This is a genomic window from Paenibacillus sp. 01T443, from assembly GCF_056398325.1.
Genome location: NZ_JBFTPE010000026.1, coordinates 43237 through 67867, shown reverse-complemented (window position 1 = coordinate 67867; position 24631 = coordinate 43237). Strand labels below are relative to the sequence as shown.

Genomic DNA, 24631 nt, shown 5'->3' with positions numbered 1-24631 from the left:
CGATGGCGGAGGGGAACCACGCGTTCCCATACCGAACACGACCGTTAAGCCCTCCAGCGCCAATGGTACTTAGACCGCAGGGTCTTGGGAGAGTAGGACGTCGCCAAGCACGAGAGACCTATCGCATGTGATGCGATAGGTTTTTTGTTGTTTTTATAGTCGGTAAACTTAGATTAACTAGGACTTGAGCTTCATACAATCCCTATAATCTCTTACTATACATAAGACATGCTTCGCCAAAAACCAAGATATTTTTAAAAAGGTTTGAGTGCAAAAACCATTTATTATTCAGCCAAACTTTGGCCTTCGAGCGAAGCGTTTCAACGTTTTATCTTCATAATAACGAAGTCCATGTATAAACAGCGGGTTACCGCACCAAGCTAATATAAAAATGAATTTTAATGAGCACTTGACCTTTTTCCAAAATTGCATATAATAAAATCAAAGTCAAAGAAAGTCAAAGTCAGTTGTCCGAATATTCGGTGTATGATGAAAATGGCTGCTTGGACTTCAATGATCTATTGTTTCAACTTTCGTTTTATTGGTTATTTCTCAGGGAGGTTGGTGGTTTGCGTAACATTTCCGATCTCATCGAACAGTATCTTAAGCACATGCTGCAGGACAGTCCAGAGGGCGCAGTAGAAATTCAGCGCAATGACTTGGCTGACAAATTTTCTTGTGTACCTTCGCAAATCAACTATGTCATCAGTACTCGATTTACCATGGAGAAAGGATACATGGTTGAAAGTAAGCGCGGAGGCGGAGGCTATATCCGAATACAACGGATTGATCTTCCGGCACTGAAGGCGATTCAATTCCACATCGAAGAAACGGTAGGAGAATGTGTCGACCAAAGTGCGGCGGAAGGACTTATTTATCAGCTGGAGGAAGCGAGGCTTATCACGAAACGTGAGGGGAACCTGCTTCGAGCAGCGGTACATCGCGATACGATAGCGCTTAAGCTGCCGCTCAGAGATGAACTCCGAGCTCGATTGCTCAGATCCATGCTTATCTCATTGCTGGTTAAATAACGAGCAGCCGTTTATACCGGGAGGAGGGATCAGGCTTGTTTTGCCAAGAATGCGGTAAAAAGCCCGCTACGCTTCATTTTACAAAAATCATCAATGGCGAGAAAACCGAATTTCACATCTGTGAAAGCTGTGCTCGTGAAAAAGGCGAAGGTATTCCTGGTGCGCCGAATAGTTTTTCCATTCATAGCTTATTGTCAGGACTTCTTGATTTCGAGCAATTAGGCGGTTCGGGAATTGCCGGTATGAAGGAGCCTGCGCTGCGCTGCGAGGAATGCGGACTTACCTATACACAGTTCAGCAAGATTGGTCGATTCGGCTGCAGCTCCTGTTATCAGGCTTTTGAAGCTAAGCTTGATCCGCTTCTCAAACGGGTTCACAGCAGTACTGTACACAGCGGTAAGATACCGAAGCGCTCAGGTGGACAAATCCAGTGCAAGCGCGAAATCGAACAGCTAAGGCGGAATCTGCAAGAGAAGATTGATCAAGAGGAGTTTGAAAGCGCGGCTCAGCTGCGTGATCGAATACGTGAATTAGAACGTAAAATTGCAGACCTGTAGGCTGGTATAGAAGGAGTGAATGTACCTCTTGACTAAGCATCGATTCTCACAGCATGCGCTTAGCGAATGGATGAAGGACACAGGCCCGGAATCCGAAATTGTCATAAGCAGCAGAGTGCGAGTAGCGCGTAATTTACGTCATCAGCCTTTTCCGTTGCTTGCAACGAATCAGCAATCTAAGGATGTCATGGATCAGCTGACTGAAGTGAGCCAAAGCGGTAAGCTGCAGCCCATGGGTTCATTTGAAACCATTGTTTTGTCAGATTTGAGCGAGCTTGATAAAAGGGTGCTTGTTGAAAAGCATTTGATCAGTCCCAATTTAGCGAACGAATCGCGATGCGGGGCCGTTATTTTAAGCGATAATGAATCTGTTAGCATAATGATTAACGAAGAAGATCATTTGCGCATTCAATGTCTGTATCCTGGTTTTCAAATCCAAGAGGCATGGGCATTGGCTAGCGGAATTGACGATATTTTTGAGGAGTCTGCCGATTATGCTTTTGATGAAAAACGCGGCTATCTAACGACATGTCCAACTAATGTTGGCACAGGTATACGGGCTTCGGTTATGATGCATTTACCGGCGCTTGTGCTTACGTCGCAGATCAATCGCATATTATCAGCAGTCACGCAGGTGGGTTTAGCGGTTAGAGGATTGTATGGCGAGGGCAGTGAGGCGCTTGGCAACTTGTTTCAAGTGTCAAACCAAATTACGCTTGGTCAATCCGAGAAAGAAATCATAGACAATTTGTACAGTGTAGCAAGACAAATTATCGAGCATGAGAAAGCAGCGCGTAAGCGCCTCATGCATGATTCAAGGCTGAGAACGGAGGATCGGATAAAGCGATCATACGGGATTTTATCTTATGCGCAGATTATGGACTCCAAGGAAGCGGCACAGCGTTTATCGGATGTGCGGCTTGGCGCGGACCTTGGTATTTTATCAGATGTAACGCCGCAAGTGTTGAATGAGCTTTTGGTAATGACTCAGCCTGGATTTTTGCAACAAACCTTCGATGAGAAGATGAGTCCAGAGCAGAGGGATTTTAGGAGAGCAGAACTCATACGCAAGCAATTGCGTGGTGAAAAAGGCCATGGGGGTGCGTAAATATGATGTTTGGAAGATTTACGGAGCGAGCACAGAAGGTGCTGGCATTGGCGCAAGAGGAAGCGGTTCGTCTCGGACATAACAATATAGGAACAGAGCACATTTTGCTTGGCCTTATTCGCGAAGGGGAAGGAATAGCGGCTAAAGCTTTAATTGGACTAGGTCTTGGGCTTGAAAAAATTCAAGATGAGGTTGAAGCTTTAATCGGCCGTGGTCAAGAGCAGCCGAATAACATCGCTTATACGCCTCGTGCAAAAAAAGTGATCGAGCTTTCGATGGATGAAGCCAGAAAGTTAGGACATACGTATGTTGGTACTGAGCATATATTGCTTGGACTGATCCGCGAAGGTGAAGGCGTTGCGGCACGCGTGCTCAACAATCTTGGTATTAGTCTCAATAAGGCGCGCCAACAGGTGCTGCAGCTTCTAGGAAGCAGTGAAGCCGTATCAAGCAACCACGGTTCGCCGACTAATGTAAGTACGCCTACGCTTGACGGTCTTGCAAGAGACTTGACTGCTTATGCGAAAGAAGGAAATCTCGACCCTGTTATTGGACGCAGCAAAGAAATCGAGCGCGTTATTCAAGTGCTAAGCCGTCGGACCAAAAACAATCCCGTGCTAATCGGGGAGCCTGGCGTAGGTAAAACAGCGATTGCCGAAGGCCTTGCTCAAAAAATTATCGAAAATGAAATTCCTGAAACTTTGCGCGATAAACGAGTAATGACGCTGGATATGGGGTCTGTGGTTGCGGGTACGAAATACCGCGGTGAGTTTGAGGATCGTCTGAAAAAGATCATGGATGAGATTCGCCAAGCAGGCAATATCATTCTATTCATCGACGAGCTTCACACACTAATCGGTGCTGGCGGAGCAGAGGGTGCTATTGATGCATCGAATATTTTGAAGCCGGCTTTAGCACGTGGCGAGCTTCAGTGCATCGGGGCTACGACACTGGATGAGTACCGTAAATACATCGAGAAGGATGCAGCGCTTGAGCGCCGCTTTCAGCCGATTACGGTCGATCAACCGTCTCCTGAAGAAGCCATTCAAATTTTGTACGGCTTACGTGATCGTTACGAAGCTCATCACCGTGTGAAAATTACGGATGAAGCAATTGTGCAGGCAGTTAAACTTTCTGATCGTTACATTCCAGATCGGTTCTTGCCGGATAAAGCCATCGATCTTATCGATGAAGCAGGATCGAAGGTACGCCTGAATTCTTACACAGTACCGCCGAATTTGAAGCAGCTTGAGAATCGTCTGGAAGATATCCGCAAGGAGAAGGATGCAGCGGTTCAGAGCCAAGAATTCGAGAAAGCGGCAGCCCTTCGAGACACAGAGCAAAAAATTCGCGAAGAGCTCGACATAACCAAAAACCAGTGGAAAGAAAAACAAGGACGTACGGATTCCGAAGTGACGCCAGAGGACATCGCTCAGGTTGTAGCCAGCTGGACGGGAATTCCGGTAAGTAAAATGGCTGAAGGCGAGACCGAGCGTCTGTTGAAAATGGAAGATATTCTTCATGACCGTATTATCGGACAGGAAGAAGCAGTCAAATCGGTATCAAGAGCGATTCGCCGTGCGCGTGCCGGCCTCAAGGATCCGAAGCGTCCAATCGGCTCATTCATTTTCTTAGGGCCAACGGGCGTTGGTAAGACAGAGCTGGCAAGAGCGCTTGCTGAAGCGATGTTTGGCGATGAGAACGCGGTTATCCGCATCGATATGTCGGAATACATGGAGAAGCATTCGACTTCACGTCTAGTCGGAGCGCCTCCGGGCTATGTCGGCTATGAAGAAGGTGGACAACTGACGGAGAAAGTACGCCGCAAGCCTTATTCCGTAGTCCTGCTCGATGAGATCGAGAAAGCACATCCAGAAGTGTTCAATATCTTACTTCAAGTGCTTGAGGATGGTCGTTTAACCGATTCGAAAGGACGCGTTGTTGATTTCCGCAATACGTTGATCATTATGACTTCCAATGTCGGAGCCGATCAAATCAAAAAGAATTCTTCCCTTGGCTTTACTGCCGTTCAAGATGCTGGGCGCGACTTCATGCAAATGAAGGACAAAGTTATGGCTGAGCTTAAGAAAAGCTTCCGTCCAGAGTTCTTGAACCGTATTGATGAGAGCATCGTGTTCCATTCGCTTGGCGAAGAGCATATTGCCCGAATCGTTACGTTGATGTCGGAGGAGCTCCGCAAGCGTCTGCGAGAGCAGGAGGTTGATTTCGTACTGACGGATGCAGCAAAAGCATTCCTTGCTAAGGAAGGCTACGATCCGCAATACGGAGCGCGTCCGCTTCGCCGGGCGATCCAAAAGCATATCGAGGACCGTCTGTCCGAAGATTTGCTTATGGGTAAAATCCAAAAAGGCGACACGTTCACCATTGACGAAAAAGATGGGGGCCTAACGGTCAGCAAGTCCATCCCAGAACAAGAACCTGAGGAATCGACAACGAAATAAACAATAATATCTAACTGTCCCGCAACCAGATAAGCTGTTTGCGGGACAGTTTTTATTATCGCAAAAAATTGACAATGAGAATCATTATCGTATAATGAGGGGATAGCATTACATAGAATGGGAGGAACAACGATGATAGTTGTTACTAATACAATTAAGGTGAAAAAGGGTCATGGGGAGACGGTAGCCAAGCGTTTTCAAAACTCGAAAGGTATTGATTTATCCCCAGGCTTTATCCGCATGGAGGTATTGTTTACGGAAGGGCTAGAAGAAATTGACGAGCTTAAGGTCAGCACGACATGGGAAGATAAAGCTTCGTTTGAAGGATGGGTAAACAGTGATTCCTTCCGGCAAGCGCATGCTCATAGAGGCGGGCAGCAGCCGGGCGCAGAGGGTCAGCAAACGGAAAGCGTAATGCTCGGCTCGCAGTTATCCACGCATCGCGTATTAGTCGCCCGCCAGGCCGGAATAGAAGGATAAACCATTCGCTCTCTTATCCACAGTGGATAACGAGAGCGTTTTTTTGTTGATTTCGAATAAACAGATTGTGGGGATATGTTGATGACTTGTGGATAATGTTGATAAGTTGTTGGTAAATCTGTGGATAACTAAGATGGGAAATGAAATGGATAGGTTTAGCTGTGGGAAACGAATAATAGTAATGGTATCGACTTTTTTCATTCACAATGTGGGTTTATAGATGGGGGATAAAATGGTAAACTTTATGTAGTGTCATTTTAAGCATAATCGCTAGGGATGGCTTCATCTATTTTTGCTAGCCCATAACGTTTAAGGAGTACAGAATGGCCAAAATAAAATCGAAGTTTGTTTGTACAGAATGCGGTACCGAATCGGCAAAATGGCTGGGAAAATGCCCGGGTTGCCATGCTTGGAATTCAATGGTGGAAGAGAAAGAAACGGTTGTGAAGACGAAGGGCGTCGGATTGTCTTCGTTTCATGCGAAAGAAAAGCCGCAGTCCATCATACATATAGAAAGTGGGAAAGAGCCTCGTATTGAGACGAGAATGCTTGAGCTTAATCGTGTGCTCGGCGGAGGCGTCGTTCCTGGCTCGCTTATCCTTGTAGGCGGGGATCCCGGTATCGGGAAATCGACGCTGCTGCTTCAAACCTCTCATGCCCTAGCGGTGAAAGGGCTGAAGGTTCTCTATATTTCCGGGGAGGAGTCAGTGCGGCAAACGAGGCTTCGGGCGGACCGCCTCGGCGCTCTGACGGAATCGCTGTATGTATTATGCGAGACCAATATGGAGCAAATTAACGATGCGATTGAATCGGTACAGCCGGATTTTCTCGTCATCGACTCGATCCAAACCGTCTATGATCCTAATGTTCAATCAGCTCCCGGAAGCGTGTCGCAGGTTCGCGAGTGTACGGCGCATTTTATGAGAGTTGCCAAAATTAAAGGGATCGCAACGGTGCTGGTCGGGCATGTCACGAAAGAAGGAGCAATTGCCGGACCTAGGCTGCTTGAGCATATGGTGGACTGTGTCCTTTATTTTGAAGGGGAGCGTCATCATACGTACCGGATTTTACGCGCCGTAAAAAACCGCTTTGGATCGACGAATGAAATCGGTATTTTTGAGATGGGCGAGGATGGCTTGCGGGAGGTTTCCAATCCTTCTGAATTGTTTTTGTCTGAGCGTCCGCTTGGCGTTTCCGGTTCGACGGTTGTCGCTAGCATGGAGGGCACGAGGCCTGTGCTTGTAGAGCTTCAAGCGCTTGTGGCTACAACCAACTTCCCTTCCCCAAGAAGAATGTCCACCGGTATTGATCACAACCGGATGGCGCTTATCATTGCGGTATTGGAGAAACGAAACGGCATGTTTCTACAAACGCAGGATGCTTACTTGAACGTAGCGGGAGGCGTGAGGCTTGATGAGCCGGCAGTCGACCTTGCAGCCGCGGTCAGTATTGCCTCCAGCTTTCGGGATGCGCCGACAAAGCCCTACGACGTTATTTTTGGCGAGGTGGGGCTGACAGGAGAGGTTCGTGCGGTGTCGCGAGCGGAGCAGCGGGTGAAGGAAGCGGAGAAATTAGGATTCAAAAGAGTTATTATGCCGGAAAAAAGCTTAAAAGGGTGGAAGCCGCCCGCAGGCATAGAAATCATTGGCGTAACCACAGTGTCGGAAGCACTTAAGGCTGCGCTTGGATAGGGGGGCAGACGATGAAGGAACCTACTCAGCTTGAAATTATGAATCAATTATTGCAATTAGTCGCACCAGGTACCCCTTTTCGTGATGGGCTTGAAAATGTGCTTCGGGCGAAAACGGGAGCTTTGCTTGTAGTTGGCTACAGTCCAGAGGTGATGGAGGTTGTGGATGGAGGATTCTCCATTAATTGCGACTTCTCGCCCAACTATTTATATGAGCTTGCAAAAATGGATGGCGCGATTATTTTGAGCGAGGATATGCGTAGGATATTGTATGCGAATACGCAACTCATTCCGAACAGCTCTATCCCGTCGATTGAAACAGGTATACGTCACCGTACGGCGGAGCGTGTAGCGAAGCAGACCGGAAAGCTGGTCGTTTCGATCTCACAGCGACGCAACATTATCACGCTGTACCAAGGCAACCTTCGTTATTCGCTGAAGGATATGGGCGTAATTTTGACGAAAGCGAATCAAGCGATCCAAACGCTCGAGAAATATAAAGCAGTGCTAAGCCAATCGTTTACGAATTTGTCAGCGCTTGAGTTTGAGGAGCTTGTTACCCTTCAGGAAGTAGCCCATGTTATCCAACGTGTTGAGATGGTGCTGCGCATCAAGATGGAAATTAAACGTTACGTGAATGAGCTGGGTACGGAAGGCCGCCTCATCAGCATGCAAATGGATGAATTGGTGGGCGGTGTCGAAGAGGATGCTTGGTACTTACTTAAGGATTATGCAAAAGAGAATTCGGATGAGAAGATTCGGGAAATTCGGGCGGGCCTGAAAAAGCTGAGCTCAGAAGAGCTGCTTGATGCGCCGCCGATCATCCGTCTAATCGGATACCCACATACGAGCAATATGAGCGATGAATCGGTTTCCCCCCGCGGCTACCGTCTGCTTAACAAAATACCGAGATTGCCGCTTATTATTATGAATAATTTGATCGAGCGTTTTGGACGTTTGCCTCATATTCTGATGGCGACGATCGAAGAATTGGATGAAGTTGAAGGCATTGGCGAGGTGCGGGCACGGGCCATTAAGGAAGGTCTCAAACGGATCCAGGAGCAGATGTTCATTGACAGGCAAATCTAAATCCCATACAATGGATTGAATGTGGTCCTTTAACGCGGATATACATTCGTTAAGGGTTTTGGGGCATAGTAGAGAAGAGGTGGAAAAGATGATCGCAAAATCGATACCGAGCCTTCTCACGGTGGGGAACTTATTCTTAGGAGTAATCGCCATCATTCTTGTATTCAACGAAAAACCAGATACAGCGGCTATGATGGTGTTAATCGCCATGCTGCTTGACGGTGTAGACGGACGCGTTGCTCGGGCGCTGAACGTTCAAAGTGAATTCGGTAAGGAGCTTGACTCGTTATCCGATGTGATTTCGTTTGGCGTAGCACCGGCTTTTATTATGTATGTGGTCGCTTTTCAGGATCTTAATCCAGCCTTTGCTTGGATCGTTACGGCCTTGTTTCCCATATGCGGGGCATTACGGCTTGCTCGCTTCAATGTCATTTCAAGTGCACCAGGGTACTTTATCGGTCTTCCGATACCAGCTGCCGGCGGTGTGCTAGCCACGCTCGCATTGTTTAAAGATGATATTTACGTATCGGTGCTGCTTACGAGCACGGTTGTTCTTTCATTGCTAATGGTCAGTACGATCAAATATCCAAACTTTAAGAAAGTCGGTATTCCGAAGAGTGCGATCTGGGTTGTACCGATTATCATCGTTGTTGCCGTGGTACTTGGCTTATTTTTCAAAAATGAACTTTCCAAAATATTGTTTGTACCGCTGCTGTTATATGCGCTGTACGGCCTAAAAAAAAACGTTGATCGCCGATTGCCAAAGCGGAATCGGAAACGCAAGAAACGCGACGAGATTGTGGACGATACAGTTCAATCAGAGAAGCCAGCGTGACATGCTGATATTGAATATGTAATACAAAAATAACGAGTCTAAGCACAGCTAAATGTGTTTAGACTCGTTATTTTTTGTTTATTATTTAGATTATTGCTTGTTATAAGCGGATTTTAAATTAAATAAGAAAAACAATATAATATTTATATAATGAAAGTCGCATAATAACAGTTATACGACAAAATTAGACACGAAAAACGAATTTTCCACTTGCTATTATATGACAATAATACCATGTTCCTCCACAAAATCGGAAGCCGATTTAGTAAGCTGTTCAACCGTATGTAGATAGCGCTGCGTCGTATTAATATGCGCATGTCCCAAGCTCTCTTGAACCTGCTGCAGGGAAGCGCCGTTCAGCAAAGCAAGCGTTGCGTTGGTATGCCTTAACCAGTGTGGCGTAACAGGCTTGTCCAAGCCGATTTTGAGACAAGAAGTCTTTATCATTCGTTCTACTTGCCTTGATGTAATACCGAATATTACAATGTTTGAACTAAAGCTCAGCTGGGGTTGACCGTCTATGTAGCGGGAATAAAGTCTCCATAAATGACATGGGACTTTGACATCCCTAATTTTTCCTCCTTTCCCCTTGGTGACAGTTAGCCATACGGTGGACTCCAGTGGGTCCGAATAGAAATCGCACCATTTGATTGCGCAAAGCTCGGACACTCGCAAGCCGAGCAATAGAAGGCTCAGAGTGATTAAATAGTTCCGTTTATTGTTGTTCTGCAAATAATGCAATAGTTTGCCAACCTCATTTTTCGTTAAAAAATGCTTTTTGCTCGTTAATGGAATGACGGGAAGTCGCACGCTGCTGGTTGGGTTCTGCTTGAATAAACCGATGTTGGGGTCGCAGCCCCATTTATATAACGATTTTAGTGCGGCAATAATGGAAGCGATCGTTGCCGGTGCAAGCGGCAATCCGCTCTTCTCGTTTTTTATAGACATCAGAAAGAGCTTGAACGCCTCGATTTCTCTCCACGAAACCTCATCTAAATTTTTGCCTGATATAAATATGCGGAAGCGTTCGATAGCTCTGTAGTAGCTCTTGTAGGTATGCTGTGATTGACTCCGGCTGCTCAAAAACATCTGGATTTTTTGTTCGTCTGTAAATCGGATTTCTTTTTCTTTCCTTACCGATACGATGGCTCTTTCCTCAATAATTGTTCCCGTCCTCATCAGATATCCTCCTCATGTTGTCGTATAACTGTTATTATGCGACACCTCTCTATATGTATATTTTTTCTAATCTATAGACTGTTTTTTTACAAAAAAAGTTACAAAAGCAACCGTTTTGTCATTTTGATCCGGTTGAAGAGGAGAAACGGATGACGATTAGTCCAGGCTATGCGGAAGTGAATTCCTTACAGCATACGTGCGCAGGCGATTGGATGAAGTACTTGATGTATAAGAGTCCGGCCACGTATAGGCATTGTGTCAGAGTAGCTTTGTTGGCTGAAATTATTGCCCCTCATTTGGCTATTTGCGAATCGGAGAGGGCAGCTTTTATTAGAGGCTGCTTTCTGCATGATGTAGGGAAAACGAGAGTGCCGAATGTTATTTTGCATAAAAAGGAGCGATTGAGTGAATGGGAGTGGAGCGTATTGCTCAAGCATACGGTATACGGGGAGGATATTTTGAGAAGCCACGCTGTTTGTGATGAAAATATTTTGCAATTAGTGCGATTCCACCATGAACGGTATGATGGTACGGGATATCCGGATGGCAGAAGTGGTGAACAAATTCCTTTATTCGCAAGAGCATGTTCCGTTATCGATGCTTTGGATTCGATGTTATCCATCCGTCCTTATCGGAAACCCTTAACTGTGGAGGAAGGCTACGCAGAACTGTATCGAAACCGAAACACACAATTTGACGCTGCTATCGTAGATCTGGTAATGCGATTACCCGAGGATGAAATCTCATTGTACTTCAGCTACATTCATAACATAACAAAATGAAATAGGCCTCAAATAAAAGAAGCTTAGAGGAGACGCACTCCTCTAAGCTTCATGTTGATTACAATAGTTGTATTCTACGTTAAATTAAACAGACCTAGAGTCGAGCATTTGTCGTATTCATCCGCAATCACTTCGTCCAGTTGAATATTGAGAAGATTACATAAAGCAGTCATGTAAAACAGGTTGCGGCCCAGATCGTTCTTAAGCGCGTCGCGACAATGCTCGCACACGGCTCCGGTGAGATGACTTTGCAGTGTCGTTTTGGCATTTTCGAGATTTAGGTCATCCGAGTATTGCTGCTTGCGGGCATTTAATTCGATACAGCCGCAATCGGTTACTGCTTTCGTGACTGCGCGATTAACAGAAGCACCCGACTGTCCGAATTTGGACATAACATCTAACAAACTGCGGTGACGAAGCAGCAATTCGGATACTTGCTGCTGAAATTGATCCAGTGTAGGAGCGCTCATCGGTTCCACCTCTTTCACCAACCTCTTTTGTTGTTATCTTAATTTCCATTATAAGCTTCATCCCGTCCGTTTACAAAATGTGAATTATTAAAATTTATAAATGTTTGCAATTAATAGGGTCACCCACGGTTTAGCAAGGCAATTATTGGAACATAATTGTAGTGGAGGTGAACCATAATGGTTAGACGAATAATTCAACTAATGGGAATGTTGTTCGGTGGTATGGCAGGCGGTGAAGTATATGGATGGATAAATGGAGCGGCCGTATGGTCAGGCTCATCCTTCGGCATGCTACAGCGATCCGGCACTTATTACATGAATGTAGCAATTGGCGCGGTTTTTGGTGTGGTTGTGGCAACGATGTTAGCAGGACAAATCATCCGTTTTATGCAGAAGGGGGCGGAGCAGACTGCAGCGCTGCCGATGCAGCAGCTCATTGCCGGGGCAGGAGGACTTCTTGCAGGTTTATTGCTTACTGTTTTGATCTATCCCGCTGTATCTGGCTTAGAGGGGATAGGGAGCCTTATTCCTGCTGCTATGATGGTATGTTTCGGATATTTGGGCATGCGTATTGGTTTGCATAAGCAGCAAGAGCTGGCAGAAGGCTTTGCTGCCTTGCTGGAGAAGCGCAGAATCGCACCGGCTGCTGATGAAGCGGGCGGATATGAAGAGCATAAGATACTCGATACGAGCGTTATAATCGATGGACGGATTGCAGACATCTGCAAAACTGGTTTTATTGAAGGTACGCTTGTCATTCCGGAGTTCGTGCTTGAGGAGCTTCAACACATTGCAGATTCTTCTGATTTGCTGAAGCGCAATAGGGGACGCCGCGGGCTCGATATTTTGAACAAAATTCAAAAAGAGCTTGATGTGAAGGTTCTTATTTACGAAGGTGATTTCGAAGAAATCGGCGAAGTGGACAGCAAGCTTGTGAAGCTCGCTAAGGCGCTTCACGGCAAGGTTGTTACGAATGATTTTAATTTAAACAAAGTTTGCGAGCTGCAAGGTGTCTCGGTGCTCAATATCAATGACTTGGCAAATGCGGTTAAGCCAGTTGTCTTGCCTGGAGAAGAAATTATTGTACAAGTGATAAAAGACGGCAAAGAGCATGGCCAAGGCGTMGCCTATTTGGATGACGGAACGATGATTGTCGTTGAGGGCGGTCGCGAATATATTGGGACAACAATGGAGGTGCTCGTAACGAGCGTATTACAAACCTCTGCGGGCCGAATGATTTTTGCAAAGCCGAAGCTGTTGGAAAAAGCGCTGTAACAAGGTATGATAGTACTATTGTTCGAGCGCAAACGGCTGACGCCGCTCTGTAGCGGCAAAAGCTCGTTTCGCGGTGAAAAATAAGCCTATAATGAGAGTGAATCTTATAAGCGCTTATTTTTTAACACAGTGTGAGGCGGGTTGAAGGCATGGGAGCAGATTGGGGAGTTATCATCGTAGCGGCCGGACGAGGCACGCGGATGGGAACGAAGGAAAGTAAGCAATATTTGCAGCTGGGGGACAAGCCCATACTTGTCCATACGCTAGAGCTGTTTCAGTCGATGGATTCGGTCAAGGAAGCGGTACTGGTCGTTGGTAGCGACGATGTGGAGCGCTGCCGTAATTGGGTGTCGCAATATGGAATTTCAAAGGTAACGGCTGTTGTAGCCGGGGGCAAAGAGCGCCAGCATTCCGTATATTGCGGGCTGCAGCAGCTGTCAACAGACTGGGTGATGGTCCATGACGGGGTGCGGCCGCTGGTAACTGCGGATGCTGTACGTGCTTGCTGCAAGCAGGCTGAACAAAGCGGTGCTTCCGTGTTAGCCGTTCAAGTTAAAGATACGATTAAACAAGTAAATGAAGCAGGTGTGATCGTTTCGACACCGGACCGCCGAAGCTTGTGGGCGATACAAACGCCGCAAGCTTTTCGACGTGTCCTGCTGCTGGAAGCGCATGAACGTGCGCTCGAAGAGCAGTTCATCGGAACGGATGACGCGATGGTTGTCGAGCATATAGGCGCAAACGTCACTGTTGCAGAAGGCGAATATACCAACATTAAAATTACGACGCCTGAAGATTTACCGTGGGCGGAATTTCTGCTTGCGAAGCGTCGTGCCGACATGGCAGAGGGGAACGGTGAGCAAGGATGATTCGAGTTGGACAAGGATTTGATGTGCATCAGTTGGTAGAAGGGCGTCCCTGTATTATCGGGGGGGTAACGATTCCTTATGAGAAGGGCCTGCTGGGTCATTCTGACGCGGATGTGCTGCTGCATGCGATAACAGATGCGATACTGGGTGCTCTGGGTCTTGGCGATATTGGCAAACATTTTCCTGATACGGATGCCGCATATAAGGACGCAGACAGCTTAAAGCTGCTTGAAGAGGTATGGAAGCTTGTACGCGAGCGCGGTTATAAGCTTGGCAACATTGATTCCACTATCATTGCACAGAAACCGAAAATGCTGCCTTATATTCCACAAATGGCCGAAATCATTGCCAAGGCACTTGAGGCTGACATCGCACAGGTGAACGTAAAAGCGACAACCACCGAGCAGCTTGGATTCACGGGACGCGGCGAAGGAATTGCGGCGCAATCCGTTGTTTGTCTAATCATGGATGTGATATGATCGGATTTATTGCTTACGAAGCTAGCTTTTGCTTCGCAAAACTATTAGGAGGTATATTGAAATGACAGCAGAAGTTCGAGTTCGTTATGCCCCATCTCCGACGGGTCATTTACATATAGGGAATGCAAGAACGGCCTTATTCAATTATTTGTATGCAAGAAATCAAGGCGGTAAATTCATCATTCGAATCGAAGATACAGACGTGAAGCGCAATGTTGCGGGCGGAGAAGAGAGCCAGCTAAAATACTTGAAATGGCTTGGCATCGATTGGGATGAAAGCATCGATATCGGAGGCGGATACGGACCTTACCGCCAGACCGAGCGTCTTGATATTTACAAAAAATATTGGCAAGAGCTTCTCGACCGTGGTCTTGCTTATCACTGCTATTGCTCGGAGGAAGAGCTGGAGCAGGAGCGGGAAGAGCAAACAGAGCGTGGGGAAACCCCGCGTTACTCCGGACGGCACCGCGATCTGACAGAGGAGCAGCGTCAAAATTTTGAAGCAGAAGGACGAGTGCCGAGTATTCGTTTTCGTGTCCCGGAAGGCCGTACTTATGCTTTTGACGATATCGTTAAAGGTTCGATCAGCTTCGATACCGCCGAGATGGGCGATTTCGTAATTGTTAAGAAAGACGGTATCCCAACGTATAACTTTGCGGTTGTGCTGGATGATTACTTGATGAAAATCAGCCATGTATTGCGCGGAGAAGACCATATCTCGAATACGCCTCGCCAGCTGATGATTTATGAAGCACTTGGATGGGAGCCGCCGCAGTTTGGCCATATGACGCTGATCGTGAATGAGCAGCGCAAAAAGCTAAGCAAACGCGACGAGTCTATCATCCAGTTCATTTCACAGTACGATGAACTCGGCTATTTGCCAGAAGCCATGTTCAACTTTATTACGCTGCTTGGCTGGTCGCCGGAAGGCGAGCAAGAGATATTTACGCGCGAAGAGCTGGTGTCTGTATTTAATCCGGAGCGCCTAAGTAAAAGTCCTGCTGTATTTGATACGCAGAAGCTGAGCTGGATGAACAATGAATATTTGAAAAAAGCGGATTTGGAGCGGGTGGTTGACCTATGTTTACCGCATTTGCAGCGTGCCGGCCGTACAGCTGGCGACCTTGACGCGGAAGGCAGAGCTTGGGTGACGAATCTTGTGGCGCTGCATCAGGACAAGCTGCGCTCTGCTTCGGATATCGTGCCTATGACTGAGCTTTTCTTCCGAGATACCGTAGAGGATGAGGAAGAGGCTGTTGCAGTGCTTGCCGAGGAGCAGGTTCCAACCGTGCTTCAAGCCTTTTTGACTCTCGTTGAAGCGGGCGAAACGCCGTTTCAGGTTGATGGGATCAAAGAGATGATCAAGGCAGTGCAGAAAGAAACAGGCTTCAAAGGGAAGCAGCTCTTTATGCCGATTCGTGCAGCGCTTACTGGACAAACACATGGTCCGGACCTCAACCAGTCACTTGCTCTGCTCGGCAAAGAAAAAGTGATTAAGCGTCTTCGTGATCGCTTAGCCGGCAAAACGGTTTAGCCGCTTTACTGCGCTCGACTTTTTGAGAAACATAATACCCTTGTCACAATTTTGGGTATTCGGTATACTATGACTAATAAGTGAATGAATTGAACGGCCATGAACAGGAGAAGTACGTTTGCTTGTGGATTCGCAGAGAGGACAACCGTCATTCGAATCGGCGTCGCATTATGATGTGGCTAAAGAGACAGAATGGGGCTGAAAGTTGTCTGGTCCGCCGAACGGAAATATGCACCTGGGAGCTTTGTTCCGAGCTGCTTCAGCATGTATTGCACAACCATATGGATTAGGCGGAGACGCTGTATCATTCATGTGACCGAGAGCGTACATTGTGCTGGGCAAGGTAGGCAGCAACGTGTCGTCTGCGTTAAAGACGATGAGATGAACAATCGACAGCTGGTAGCTGCCTGGTTCGTTCAAGCAGAGTGGAACCGCGAGATTACACGCCTCTGCAGCATAATATGCTGCAGAGGCTTTTTTAATATATAAGAATTTATAAGTTAGTTGTCACTAATAAGTGTGCTTATATATTTTCGCGACACGAGCTTTTGCCGCCAAAGGGCGGCTGCAGCCGTTAACGCTTGTTTAGAAAATTATGAGCGTATGATAAGGAGCATTGCTTATGTTTCGTCATTTTCGATCGGACATCCAGGCGGTATTTGAGAATGATCCGGCTGCACGCAGCCGTTTCGAGGTTGTGTTCACCTATTCAGGTTTGCATGCCATATGGGCACACCGCATAGCTCATCCTTTATACCGCAGAGGCTGGTTTACGGTAGCACGCATGATCTCTCAGGTGAGCCGGTTTATGACGGGCATTGAGATACACCCGGGCGCTCAGATCGGCGATCGGTTGTTTATCGATCACGGTATGGGCGTAGTCATTGGTGAAACCTGCGAAATCGGCGATGACGTCGTTATTTATCAAGGCGTCACTTTAGGCGGTACCGGGAAAGAAAAAGGTAAGCGTCACCCGACAATTGGCAATAATGTTGTTATTGGCTCAGGAGCGAAGGTGCTGGGTTCCTTTCAAGTAGGCGAGTTTTCCAATATTGGATCAAATGCTGTTGTGCTTCGGGAAGTGCCGACGAATTGCACGGTTGTCGGAAATCCGGGCCGTGTCGTGAAACGAAACGGGGAGCGGGTTGGCGACCGGCTGGATCATACGCAGCTTCCTGACCCGGTCATCGAAATGTTTCGCACGATGCAAAAGGAGATTGATGATTTGAAAACCGAACTGAAGCAGCTTCGGAAACCTGTAGCTGGAGGAGAAATAAGAAAATGACAGTATCTATTTATAATACGGTGTCGCGGCTGAAGGAGCCTTTTACAGCGCAAGAGCCGGGCAAAGTGAAAATGTATGTTTGCGGTCCAACTGTCTATGATTACATTCATATCGGCAATGCGCGTCCGGTTATATTCTTTGACGTCGTTCGTCGTTATTTAGAGGATATAGGGAACGAGGTTCAATATGTCGTTAACTTTACGGATGTTGACGATAAGCTTATTCGCAAAGCCGAGCAGCTTGGTACGACCGTACCGGAAGTAGCGGAAACGTTTATTGAGGCATTTTATGCAGATATCGAAGCGCTTGGTGTTCATAAGGCGACTCTGAATCCGCGCGTTACGGAGCATATTCCGCAGATTATTACGTTTATTCAAGGGCTAATAGACAAAGGCTATGCTTATATGAGCGATGGCGATGTTTATTACCGTACGGCTGCATTCTCGGATTACGGTAAGCTCTCACATCAGAATATCGAAGAGCTGCAGTTCGGTATTCGGGTTGAGATTGGCGACCGCAAAGAGAATCAACAGGACTTTGTCTTATGGAAAGGCGCGAAGCCGGGAGAAATTAAATGGGAAAGCCCTTTTGGCGATGGACGCCCTGGATGGCATATCGAGTGCTCGGCTATGGCACGTACGTATCTTGGCGATACGCTTGATATCCATGGCGGAGGACATGATTTGCAATTTCCGCATCATGAATGCGAAGTGGCACAATCCGAATCGCTGACAGGCAAGCCGCTTGCGAACTACTGGATGCATAACGGCTATATCCATATCAACAACGAGAAAATGTCTAAATCGCTCGGCAACGGCATTACGGTTCATGAACTGGTGAAGCGGGTTAAGCCGCATGCTATCCGTTACTTTATGCTATCCACTCATTATCGAAGCCCGCTTAATTTCAGCGATGATACGGTTGCCCAAGCGGAGAATAGCGTTGAGCGGATTGCTAACTGCGCGGCCAATCTCAAGCATAGGCTTTCCGCGGCTAAAGCTGATTTTTCGGAAGCCGTTGAAAGTGAGAATGGTCTTGTTTCATCCGGAGATGAGGCGTTGGATGCGAAACTTAAAGCTATACATGAGCAATTTCATGCGAAAATGAGCGATGATTTCAACACGCCGGATGCGATTACCTCTGTATTCGATTTAGTAGGCGAGGCAAATCAATATCTCAACCGTGCCAATGCGGCCCCTAGCGGCATTCACGCATTGCTGACGCTTCTAGAGCGTATGGATGCCGTGCTGGGATTGCTTCCGCAGGAAGCCGGCGCTGAGCTTTTGGATGCGGATATTGAACAGCTTATTGTGGAGCGGACAGAAGCGCGGGCGTCCAAAAACTGGGCGAGAGCCGATGAAATACGTGACTTGCTTACGGAATTGAATATCGTGCTTGAGGATACGCCGCAAGGTATCCGTTGGCGGCGCAAATGAGCGAGCGAAACGATACGAACATGCTGCTATTCCATCCTCCCTCCAAATCACCGCAGCTAATGAATCCCGTTATTCTGGCTTATATGGGGGACGCTGTGTTTGAGCTTCTTGTAAGGCAATATTTAATTTCGCTTCCAAACCAGAAGTCCCATCATATCCACCGCGAAGCGACGAAGTTCGTTTCAGCAAAGGGACAAAAAAGAACGCTGGATCTTTGGCAGCCGCATTTGACGGAGGAGGAGGCGGACATTGTCCGCCGCGGACGCAATTCAAAATCAGGCGCCCCTCCCAAAAATGCAGACCTTGCAGATTACCGTCTTGCAACTGCTTTGGAGAGCTTAGTCGGCTATCTCTATTACGAAGGCCGAATAAATCGCATACATGAACTATTTTCGATAGCGATCGGGAAGAAAGAAGATCTATAAGGCTTTAACAGCCATTTTGTATAGGAAAACCAAATGAGGAGGGTAACTGATGACTGAAGAAACCGTTCAAGATGAGATGATTGCCGGTAAACACCCGGTGCTGGAAGCGTTGCGTTCCGGCCGTGAAATTAATAAGATTTGGATTGCCGACGGCGCACAGAAGACGTTGACGCAGCCGATTGTCGCAGAAGCCAAAAAATTCGGTATCGTTGTGCAGTTTGTGGATAAGAGAAAACTGGACAGCCTGACTCCGGGAGTTACACATCAGGGAGTTGTTGCTCAGGCGGCGGCCTTCGCTTATGTGGAGGTAGAGGAGATTCTCGAGCGTGCGAAGCAGAAGGACGAGCTCCCTTTTATATTGCTGCTGGATGAGATCGAAGACCCGCATAATCTAGGCTCGATATTGCGTACGGCTGAATGCACGGGCGTTCATGGCGTTATTATTCCAAAAAGACGTTCCGCCGGATTAACGGCAACCGTTCTAAAGACATCGGCGGGAGCAGCGGAGCATGTGCCTGTTGCACGCGTGACGAACCTCGCGCAAACCATTGATAAGTTAAAGGAAGCGGGCGTGTGGGTAGCGGGAACAGACCTAAGTGCTACGCAGGATGTTTATAAAATGAAATTCGATATGCCGCTAGTCGTTGTAATCGGTAATGAAAGTAAAGGAATGGGAAGACTCATTAAGGAAAAATGCGATTTTCTCGTGAAATTGCCGATGCTTGGCCAATTGAACTCACTGAACGCTTCTGTTGCCGCAGGCGTTCTTATGTATGAGGTCGTGCGTCAGCGCCGGAGCATTTAGGTTATGAACCGGCGCGACGATATTTTATTAGTCGACGGTTATAACATGATTGGTGCTTGGCCGGTTCTGGAGAAGCTGAAGGAGTATGATTTGGAGGAAGCCCGGGATAAGCTGCTGGATATGATGGCAGATTATCAAGGTTTCACAGGCATGCAGGTTTACGTCGTGTTTGATGCGCACCAGGTTCCGGGTCTAGGAGCTACTTATCGGCATCATAAGCTGGTGATCGTTTACACGAAGGAAAAGGAAACGGCGGATGAATGCATCGAACGCCTTTGCTCGGAGCTTTACGTTCGCCGCAGGAATATATATGTTGCGACATCTGATCTAGTGGAGCAGCATGTTGCCTTCGGCAAGGGAGCACTACGCGTCTCTGCCCGAGAGCTCCTTATTGATATTGGCCAAAATCGTAAAAATATTGAGCAGTCACTACGCGAGGATAAGCCTGGAAAACGCAATTCGGTAGACGGGATCGTCAGTCTCGAAGTCCGCAGCCAGCTAGAGAAGCTTCGGCGCGGAGAGAAATAAAGGAAATAGATGTTTTTTATTGCTGATAGAGTAGGGCATAATGTTTCAGTATGTTCCACAAAGTTACAAAATTGCTAGTAAAACGATAGCTTTCGGACCCCTGATTGGTTGACGGTGTAAGGTTACATAATGTATACTGGCTCTAATATTAGCGATAAGAACGTGTTGATTTTAGACAGTGTACATTCTTATCTTTTGACGCAAATCGCTGTTGAGCCCATGTATTTGGGAGTAGCAGGATAGGTTTGCTTTAATATGAATCTAGCGGTGTACGCCTTGCAGGCCGGAGGGATAGTTCGTGAGTATCGACCTCAAAGAATGGAGTACGCTCGAGTATGACAGCAGTACGGACGAGGAAATCGTCGAAGCGGTCCGCAATGGCGACAGCATAGCGTTGGAATATTTGATTAATAAGTATAAGAATTTTGTGAGAGCCAAAGCGCGCTCGTATTTTCTTATCGGTGCGGATCGTGAAGATATCGTGCAGGAGGGTATGATTGGTCTATACAAAGCAATTCGTGATTTTAAAGGGGACAAGCTAGCCAGCTTCAAGGCCTTTGCAGAATTGTGTATAACTAGGCAAATTATTACCGCCATCAAAACAGCCACGCGTCAGAAGCACATCCCGCTTAATTCCTACGTATCGCTCGATAAGCCTATTTATGATGAAGATTCGGATCGCACGCTGCTTGATGTCATTTGTGGAACGCGAGTATCTGATCCTGAAGAGCTAATTATCAATCAAGAAGAATTCGTTGGCCTGGAAGATAAGATGTCCGAAATATTAAGCGATCTTGAACGTAAGGTTCTTATGCTTTATTTGGACGGAAGATCGTATCAGGAAATTGCCGTGGACTTGGATAGGCATGTGAAATCCATTGACAACGCGCTCCAACGGGTAAAGCGCAAGCTCGAACGTTACTTGGAAGTCAGAGACATTAGCGGTTAAACGCATTCATACGTAAATCGTCATTAATGAGGGCTGTCTTCCATCTGGCGGTGTCCAGGTGGAATATAGGTCCTTTCTGTTTTAAATGGGCTTAAGTAGACTATAATGGTAGAAACGAGCCCGATGCTCTTGTGATTACCAGTTTTTCGCAGGCTTGACACTTATCTTTTACATTGACATCAAAATTGCTGTATGATAAAGTGTTTAGGTAGGCCTAAAATCGAGGTTTTTTTTCGTTTTGGCGTTGGAATCAATGAACTTCCAAATAGAGTTTCATGATTCGTATTTTGTAGCAGTTCGGGAGGTGTAATTCAATGCGGGTAATTATCACGTTGGCATGCACAAACTGCAAACAGAGAAACTATGCGAGCAGCAAGAACAAACGCAATCACCCCGACCGCATCGAGTTGAAGAAGTTTTGCAAGTTCTGTAACGAGCAGACTCCTCATCGCGAGACGAGATAGTCAATTGGAGGTGTGAACGTGGCATTTTTGGCTAAACTAAAGCAAAGCTTTGGTACAACGTTTAGTTTTTTTGCCGACAGCTGGGCGGAACTTAAGAAGGTTCGCTGGCCAAGCCGTAAAGAGTTGACAAGCTATTCGATCGTAGTTTTGCTCACGATCACGTTTGTAACGATTTACTTCTGGCTTCTTGACATCGGGATCTCGTCTCTGGTTGAACTCATTGTTTAAGAAGGGTCCAAAGGTGGATTTGTGATGGAAAAAAGATGGTACGTCGTGCATACCTACTCAGGATATGAGAACAAGGTGAAAGCCAATTTGGAACGCCGTGTTGAATCAATGGGCATGGAAGACAAAATCTTTCGTGTGCTTGTTCCTATGGAAGAAGAAGTGGTAGAGAAGGACGGTAAGAAGAAGACCGTTCAACGTAAAGTCTATCCCGGATATGTTCTTGTGGAAATGGTTCAAACCGATGATTCATGGTACGTTGTTCGTAATACTCCTGGCGTAACTGGATTTGTAGGATCAACAGGTTCCGGTTCAAAACCGATTCCTCTATTGCCTGATGAGGTTGAGCAGATTCTCAAGCACATGGGCATGGAAGAACCAAAACCGAAAATCGAGTTCGATCTTAAGGAAACGGTTCGCGTCAAAGTAGGTCCTTTCGCAGATTTTGTTGGTACAGTAGAAGAAATTTTACTGGACAAAGCGAAGTTGAAAGTTCATGTAAACATGTTTGGCAGGGAGACCCCGCTGGAGCTGGATTACACTCAAGTGGAGAAGATATAATATCTGGTTTCTAAAGCCCACCTGGGTTAAACCGGTGGAGGTTTGGACGCGAAGTGGCAATGCCTCTTCTAAAGTGGCATATGCTATTTACGCATGGAATAAAGGGTTAGGAGGTGTCCGTCATGGCAAAGAAAGTCATCAAGATGGTCAAACTGCAAGTTCCTGCAGGTAAAGCAAACCCAGCGCCGCCGATCGGTCCAGCACTTGGTCAAGCAGGCGTTAACATTATGGCGTTTTGTAAAGAGTTTAATGCTCGTACAGCAGATCAAGCAGGCTTGATTATTCCAGTCGTTATTACAGTATTCGAAGACCGTTCTTTTACTTTCGAAACAAAAACGCCACCGGCAGCAGTATTGCTACGTGTCGCAGCTGGTATCGAAAAAGGTTCAGGCGAACCGAACAAGAAAAAGGTCGCTACTGTGAAACGTGACAAAGTTCGCGAAATTGCTGAGCAAAAAATGCCGGATCTTAACGCAGCTTCTGTTGAAGCAGCAATGCGTATGGTTGAAGGTACTGCTCGCAGCATGGGCGTAACTATTGTTGACTAATACCGCGAGGTAGCTTGCTTTGCGAAGCTTCGGCTTTCGCGAGTGGGAGGATCATCCTTAGGAGGATTTTCCGCTACAACCACATAAGGAGGAAATTACAATGGCTAAACAAGGTAAAAAATATCTAGAAGCTGTTAAGCTTATTGACAGCGAAGCAACATACGAGCCTTTGGAAGCGATCGAGCTTGTAAAAAAGGCAGCGACAGCTAAATTCGACGAGTCCGTTGAAGTAGCAGTTCGTTTGGGTGTTGACCCGCGTAAACAAGACCAAGCCGTTCGTGGCGTAGTTGTACTACCACACGGAACTGGTAAAACAAAACGCGTTCTCGTTTTCGCAAAAGGCGAAAAAGTGAAAGAAGCGGAAGCTGCGGGTGCTGATTTTGTCGGCGATGCAGACATGATTAACAAAATTCAACAAGGCTGGTTCGAATTCGACGTTTGCGTAGCAACGCCGGACATGATGGCTGAAGTTGGTAAACTTGGACGTATCCTCGGCGGTAAAGGTTTGATGCCTAACCCTAAAGCAGGAACAGTAACGTTTGACGTTGCTAAAGCCGTTCAAGAAATTAAAGCCGGTAAGATTGAATACCGTCTTGATAAAGCAGGTCAAATCCATGCTCCAATCGGTAAAGTATCATTTGATGCTGAGAAACTCAACGAGAACCTCAAATCATTGATCGATGCACTTAACCGTGCTAAACCGGCTGCTGCAAAAGGTATTTACCTGAAAAACATCGCCGTTTCTTCAACAATGGGCCCTGGCGCTCGTGTTTCCACAGCGGTTTATCGCTAAGAAGAACGGAACTAAATTCGAATACGCATACCGTAGACAGTAGGTGCCATAAGGCTTAATTTCCTACCGAGGTGTTATGATAAAACGTTTGTAAGCAACATTCGACCTTTCTGGTTGATGCGCGATAACGACATCATGGCCTTCGCAGTGTCTGCGAAGGCCTTTCTCATGCATCGAGGCGTGGAAAGCCCGTCGTAATTAACGGAATGTATACTATTACGGGAGGTGTACAGTTTGGCTAACGCAAATATCATCCAAGAGAAACAAGAGGCAGTTGCCGTAATCGCGGCGAAAATTGCTGCTAGCTCCAGTACAGTTGTAGCTGACTATCGTGGACTGAACGTTGCGCAAGTTACTGAACTTCGGAAACAGCTTCGTGAAGCAGGTATTGAATTCCAAGTTCTTAAAAACTCGCTCGTTCGCCGCGCAACTGAAGGTACGGATTTCGTAGAATTGAATAACATTCTTACAGGTCCTACTGCAATTGCATTCGGTAAAGAAGACGCTGTTGCTCCAGCTAAAATTTTGAACGATTTTGCTAAGAAAAACGATGCTTTGAAACTTAAAGGCGGCGTTGTTGAAGGTAAAGTCGTATCTCAAGAAGAAATTAAAGCTCTTGCGGAACTTCCGTCCCGCGAAGGTTTGCTCTCTATGCTCCTCAGCGTATTGCAAGCTCCAGTGCGCAACTTCGCGCTTGCAGTTAAAGCAGTCGGTGAAAAGCAAGAAGCTGGCGTTTAATTTCAGTCTCAAGTCACTAACAGCATTGAACCGG

Annotated in this window: 27 protein-coding genes, 1 rRNA gene and 1 other annotated feature; of the genes, 26 read left to right on the top strand and 2 right to left on the bottom strand. The window is 46.7% G+C overall.

Annotation, left to right across the window (positions count from 1 at the left end):
• The 9 genes from rrf to pssA all read left to right on the top strand — a co-directional run.
• A 5S ribosomal RNA gene (rrf, locus tag AC1DLI_RS29735) occupies positions 1-109 on the top strand; the annotation flags it as partial.
• A gap of 460 nt (positions 110-569) precedes the next feature.
• Positions 570-1031 carry a CtsR family transcriptional regulator gene (locus AC1DLI_RS29730; protein ID WP_308998861.1) on the top strand — a complete coding sequence of 154 codons (462 nt, stop codon included), beginning with the start codon at positions 570-572 and terminating at the stop codon, positions 1029-1031.
• Between the two features lie 35 nt (positions 1032-1066).
• A complete protein-coding gene (locus tag AC1DLI_RS29725) occupies positions 1067-1588 on the top strand; it encodes a UvrB/UvrC motif-containing protein (RefSeq protein ID WP_308998862.1) in 522 nt (173 codons plus the stop codon).
• A 28-nt stretch (positions 1589-1616) separates the two neighbouring features.
• Positions 1617-2696 carry a protein arginine kinase gene (locus AC1DLI_RS29720; protein WP_308998863.1) on the top strand — a complete coding sequence of 360 codons (1080 nt, stop codon included), beginning with the start codon at positions 1617-1619 and terminating at the stop codon, positions 2694-2696.
• Between the two features lie 2 nt (positions 2697-2698).
• Complete coding sequence (gene clpC / locus AC1DLI_RS29715) at positions 2699-5158, top strand: ATP-dependent protease ATP-binding subunit ClpC (RefSeq protein ID WP_477608566.1); 2460 nt, start codon at positions 2699-2701, stop codon at positions 5156-5158.
• A 132-nt stretch (positions 5159-5290) separates the two neighbouring features.
• Positions 5291-5638 (top strand): antibiotic biosynthesis monooxygenase, encoded by a 348-nt coding sequence (locus tag AC1DLI_RS29710; RefSeq protein WP_308998865.1) that lies wholly within the window; start codon positions 5291-5293, stop codon positions 5636-5638.
• Between the two features lie 323 nt (positions 5639-5961).
• The gene (radA, locus tag AC1DLI_RS29705; protein ID WP_477608564.1) at positions 5962-7329 is read left to right on the top strand and encodes a DNA repair protein RadA; all 1368 of its coding nucleotides are present in this window, start codon (positions 5962-5964) and stop codon (positions 7327-7329) included.
• 11 nt (positions 7330-7340) lie between these two features.
• Entirely contained in the window at positions 7341-8417 is a 1077-nt protein-coding gene (gene disA / locus AC1DLI_RS29700; protein WP_308998867.1) for a DNA integrity scanning diadenylate cyclase DisA, read from the top strand.
• A gap of 88 nt (positions 8418-8505) precedes the next feature.
• On the top strand, positions 8506-9252 hold the full coding sequence (gene pssA / locus AC1DLI_RS29695; protein WP_477608561.1) for a CDP-diacylglycerol--serine O-phosphatidyltransferase: 747 nt from the start codon (positions 8506-8508) through the stop codon (positions 9250-9252).
• Between the two features lie 216 nt (positions 9253-9468).
• On the opposite strand, the gene AC1DLI_RS29690 is transcribed toward pssA, so the two are convergent.
• Positions 9469-10431 carry a tyrosine-type recombinase/integrase gene (locus tag AC1DLI_RS29690; RefSeq protein ID WP_477608559.1) on the bottom strand — a complete coding sequence of 321 codons (963 nt, stop codon included), beginning with the start codon at positions 10429-10431 and terminating at the stop codon, positions 9469-9471.
• A gap of 149 nt (positions 10432-10580) precedes the next feature.
• On the opposite strand from AC1DLI_RS29690, the gene AC1DLI_RS29685 reads away from it, so the two are divergent.
• Complete coding sequence (locus AC1DLI_RS29685; protein WP_477608557.1) at positions 10581-11213, top strand: HD-GYP domain-containing protein; 633 nt, start codon at positions 10581-10583, stop codon at positions 11211-11213.
• 74 nt (positions 11214-11287) lie between these two features.
• Here the strand turns inward: AC1DLI_RS29685 and AC1DLI_RS29680 are convergent, their stop codons facing one another.
• Complete coding sequence (locus tag AC1DLI_RS29680) at positions 11288-11683, bottom strand: nucleoside triphosphate pyrophosphohydrolase family protein (RefSeq protein WP_308998869.1); 396 nt, start codon at positions 11681-11683, stop codon at positions 11288-11290.
• Positions 11684-11860: 177 nt separating this feature from the next.
• Here AC1DLI_RS29680 and AC1DLI_RS29675 point away from each other — a divergent pair, with 177 nt between their 5' ends.
• The 16 genes from AC1DLI_RS29675 to rplJ all read left to right on the top strand — a co-directional run bounded on the left by AC1DLI_RS29675 (position 11861) and on the right by rplJ (position 24597).
• Positions 11861-12958: a PIN/TRAM domain-containing protein gene (locus AC1DLI_RS29675; RefSeq protein ID WP_308998870.1), complete on the top strand. Its 1098-nt coding sequence runs from the start codon at positions 11861-11863 to the stop codon at positions 12956-12958.
• A 149-nt stretch (positions 12959-13107) separates the two neighbouring features.
• Positions 13108-13827, top strand: coding sequence for a 2-C-methyl-D-erythritol 4-phosphate cytidylyltransferase (gene ispD / locus AC1DLI_RS29670; protein WP_477608554.1), 720 nt, complete (start codon positions 13108-13110; stop codon positions 13825-13827).
• Positions 13824-14306 carry a 2-C-methyl-D-erythritol 2,4-cyclodiphosphate synthase gene (ispF, locus tag AC1DLI_RS29665; protein ID WP_419875522.1) on the top strand — a complete coding sequence of 161 codons (483 nt, stop codon included), beginning with the start codon at positions 13824-13826 and terminating at the stop codon, positions 14304-14306. Before ispD ends, ispF begins: the two co-directional genes overlap by 4 nt.
• A gap of 61 nt (positions 14307-14367) precedes the next feature.
• Positions 14368-15840, top strand: a complete 1473-nt coding sequence (gene gltX / locus AC1DLI_RS29660; protein WP_477608551.1) for a glutamate--tRNA ligase — start codon at positions 14368-14370, stop codon at positions 15838-15840.
• Positions 15841-16462: 622 nt separating this feature from the next.
• Positions 16463-17125, top strand: coding sequence for a serine O-acetyltransferase (cysE, locus tag AC1DLI_RS29655; RefSeq protein WP_308998874.1), 663 nt, complete (start codon positions 16463-16465; stop codon positions 17123-17125).
• Positions 17122-18561, top strand: a complete 1440-nt coding sequence (gene cysS / locus AC1DLI_RS29650; RefSeq protein WP_477608549.1) for a cysteine--tRNA ligase — start codon at positions 17122-17124, stop codon at positions 18559-18561. Before cysE ends, cysS begins: the two co-directional genes overlap by 4 nt.
• Entirely contained in the window at positions 18558-18986 is a 429-nt protein-coding gene (locus AC1DLI_RS29645) for a Mini-ribonuclease 3 (RefSeq protein WP_308998876.1), read from the top strand. Before cysS ends, AC1DLI_RS29645 begins: the two co-directional genes overlap by 4 nt.
• Before the next feature lie 49 nt (positions 18987-19035).
• The gene (gene rlmB / locus AC1DLI_RS29640; protein WP_308998877.1) at positions 19036-19791 is read left to right on the top strand and encodes a 23S rRNA (guanosine(2251)-2'-O)-methyltransferase RlmB; all 756 of its coding nucleotides are present in this window, start codon (positions 19036-19038) and stop codon (positions 19789-19791) included.
• A 3-nt stretch (positions 19792-19794) separates the two neighbouring features.
• Entirely contained in the window at positions 19795-20319 is a 525-nt protein-coding gene (locus AC1DLI_RS29635; protein ID WP_477608546.1) for an NYN domain-containing protein, read from the top strand.
• Positions 20320-20617: 298 nt separating this feature from the next.
• On the top strand, positions 20618-21268 hold the full coding sequence (sigH, locus tag AC1DLI_RS29630) for an RNA polymerase sporulation sigma factor SigH (protein WP_308998879.1): 651 nt from the start codon (positions 20618-20620) through the stop codon (positions 21266-21268).
• A 314-nt stretch (positions 21269-21582) separates the two neighbouring features.
• Positions 21583-21732 carry a 50S ribosomal protein L33 gene (gene rpmG, locus AC1DLI_RS29625; RefSeq protein ID WP_015847242.1) on the top strand — a complete coding sequence of 50 codons (150 nt, stop codon included), beginning with the start codon at positions 21583-21585 and terminating at the stop codon, positions 21730-21732.
• 18 nt (positions 21733-21750) lie between these two features.
• Entirely contained in the window at positions 21751-21960 is a 210-nt protein-coding gene (secE, locus tag AC1DLI_RS29620; RefSeq protein ID WP_028609673.1) for a preprotein translocase subunit SecE, read from the top strand.
• A gap of 24 nt (positions 21961-21984) precedes the next feature.
• On the top strand, positions 21985-22518 hold the full coding sequence (gene nusG / locus AC1DLI_RS29615; RefSeq protein WP_054025341.1) for a transcription termination/antitermination protein NusG: 534 nt from the start codon (positions 21985-21987) through the stop codon (positions 22516-22518).
• Between the two features lie 122 nt (positions 22519-22640).
• Complete coding sequence (gene rplK / locus AC1DLI_RS29610; RefSeq protein WP_028609671.1) at positions 22641-23066, top strand: 50S ribosomal protein L11; 426 nt, start codon at positions 22641-22643, stop codon at positions 23064-23066.
• A gap of 100 nt (positions 23067-23166) precedes the next feature.
• Positions 23167-23859, top strand: a complete 693-nt coding sequence (gene rplA / locus AC1DLI_RS29605) for a 50S ribosomal protein L1 (protein WP_308998880.1) — start codon at positions 23167-23169, stop codon at positions 23857-23859.
• 12 nt (positions 23860-23871) lie between these two features.
• Positions 23872-24036: a sequence feature (ribosomal protein L10 leader region), on the top strand.
• A gap of 57 nt (positions 24037-24093) precedes the next feature.
• The gene (gene rplJ / locus AC1DLI_RS29600) at positions 24094-24597 is read left to right on the top strand and encodes a 50S ribosomal protein L10 (protein ID WP_308998881.1); all 504 of its coding nucleotides are present in this window, start codon (positions 24094-24096) and stop codon (positions 24595-24597) included.
• Positions 24598-24631: the final 34 nt, after the last annotated feature.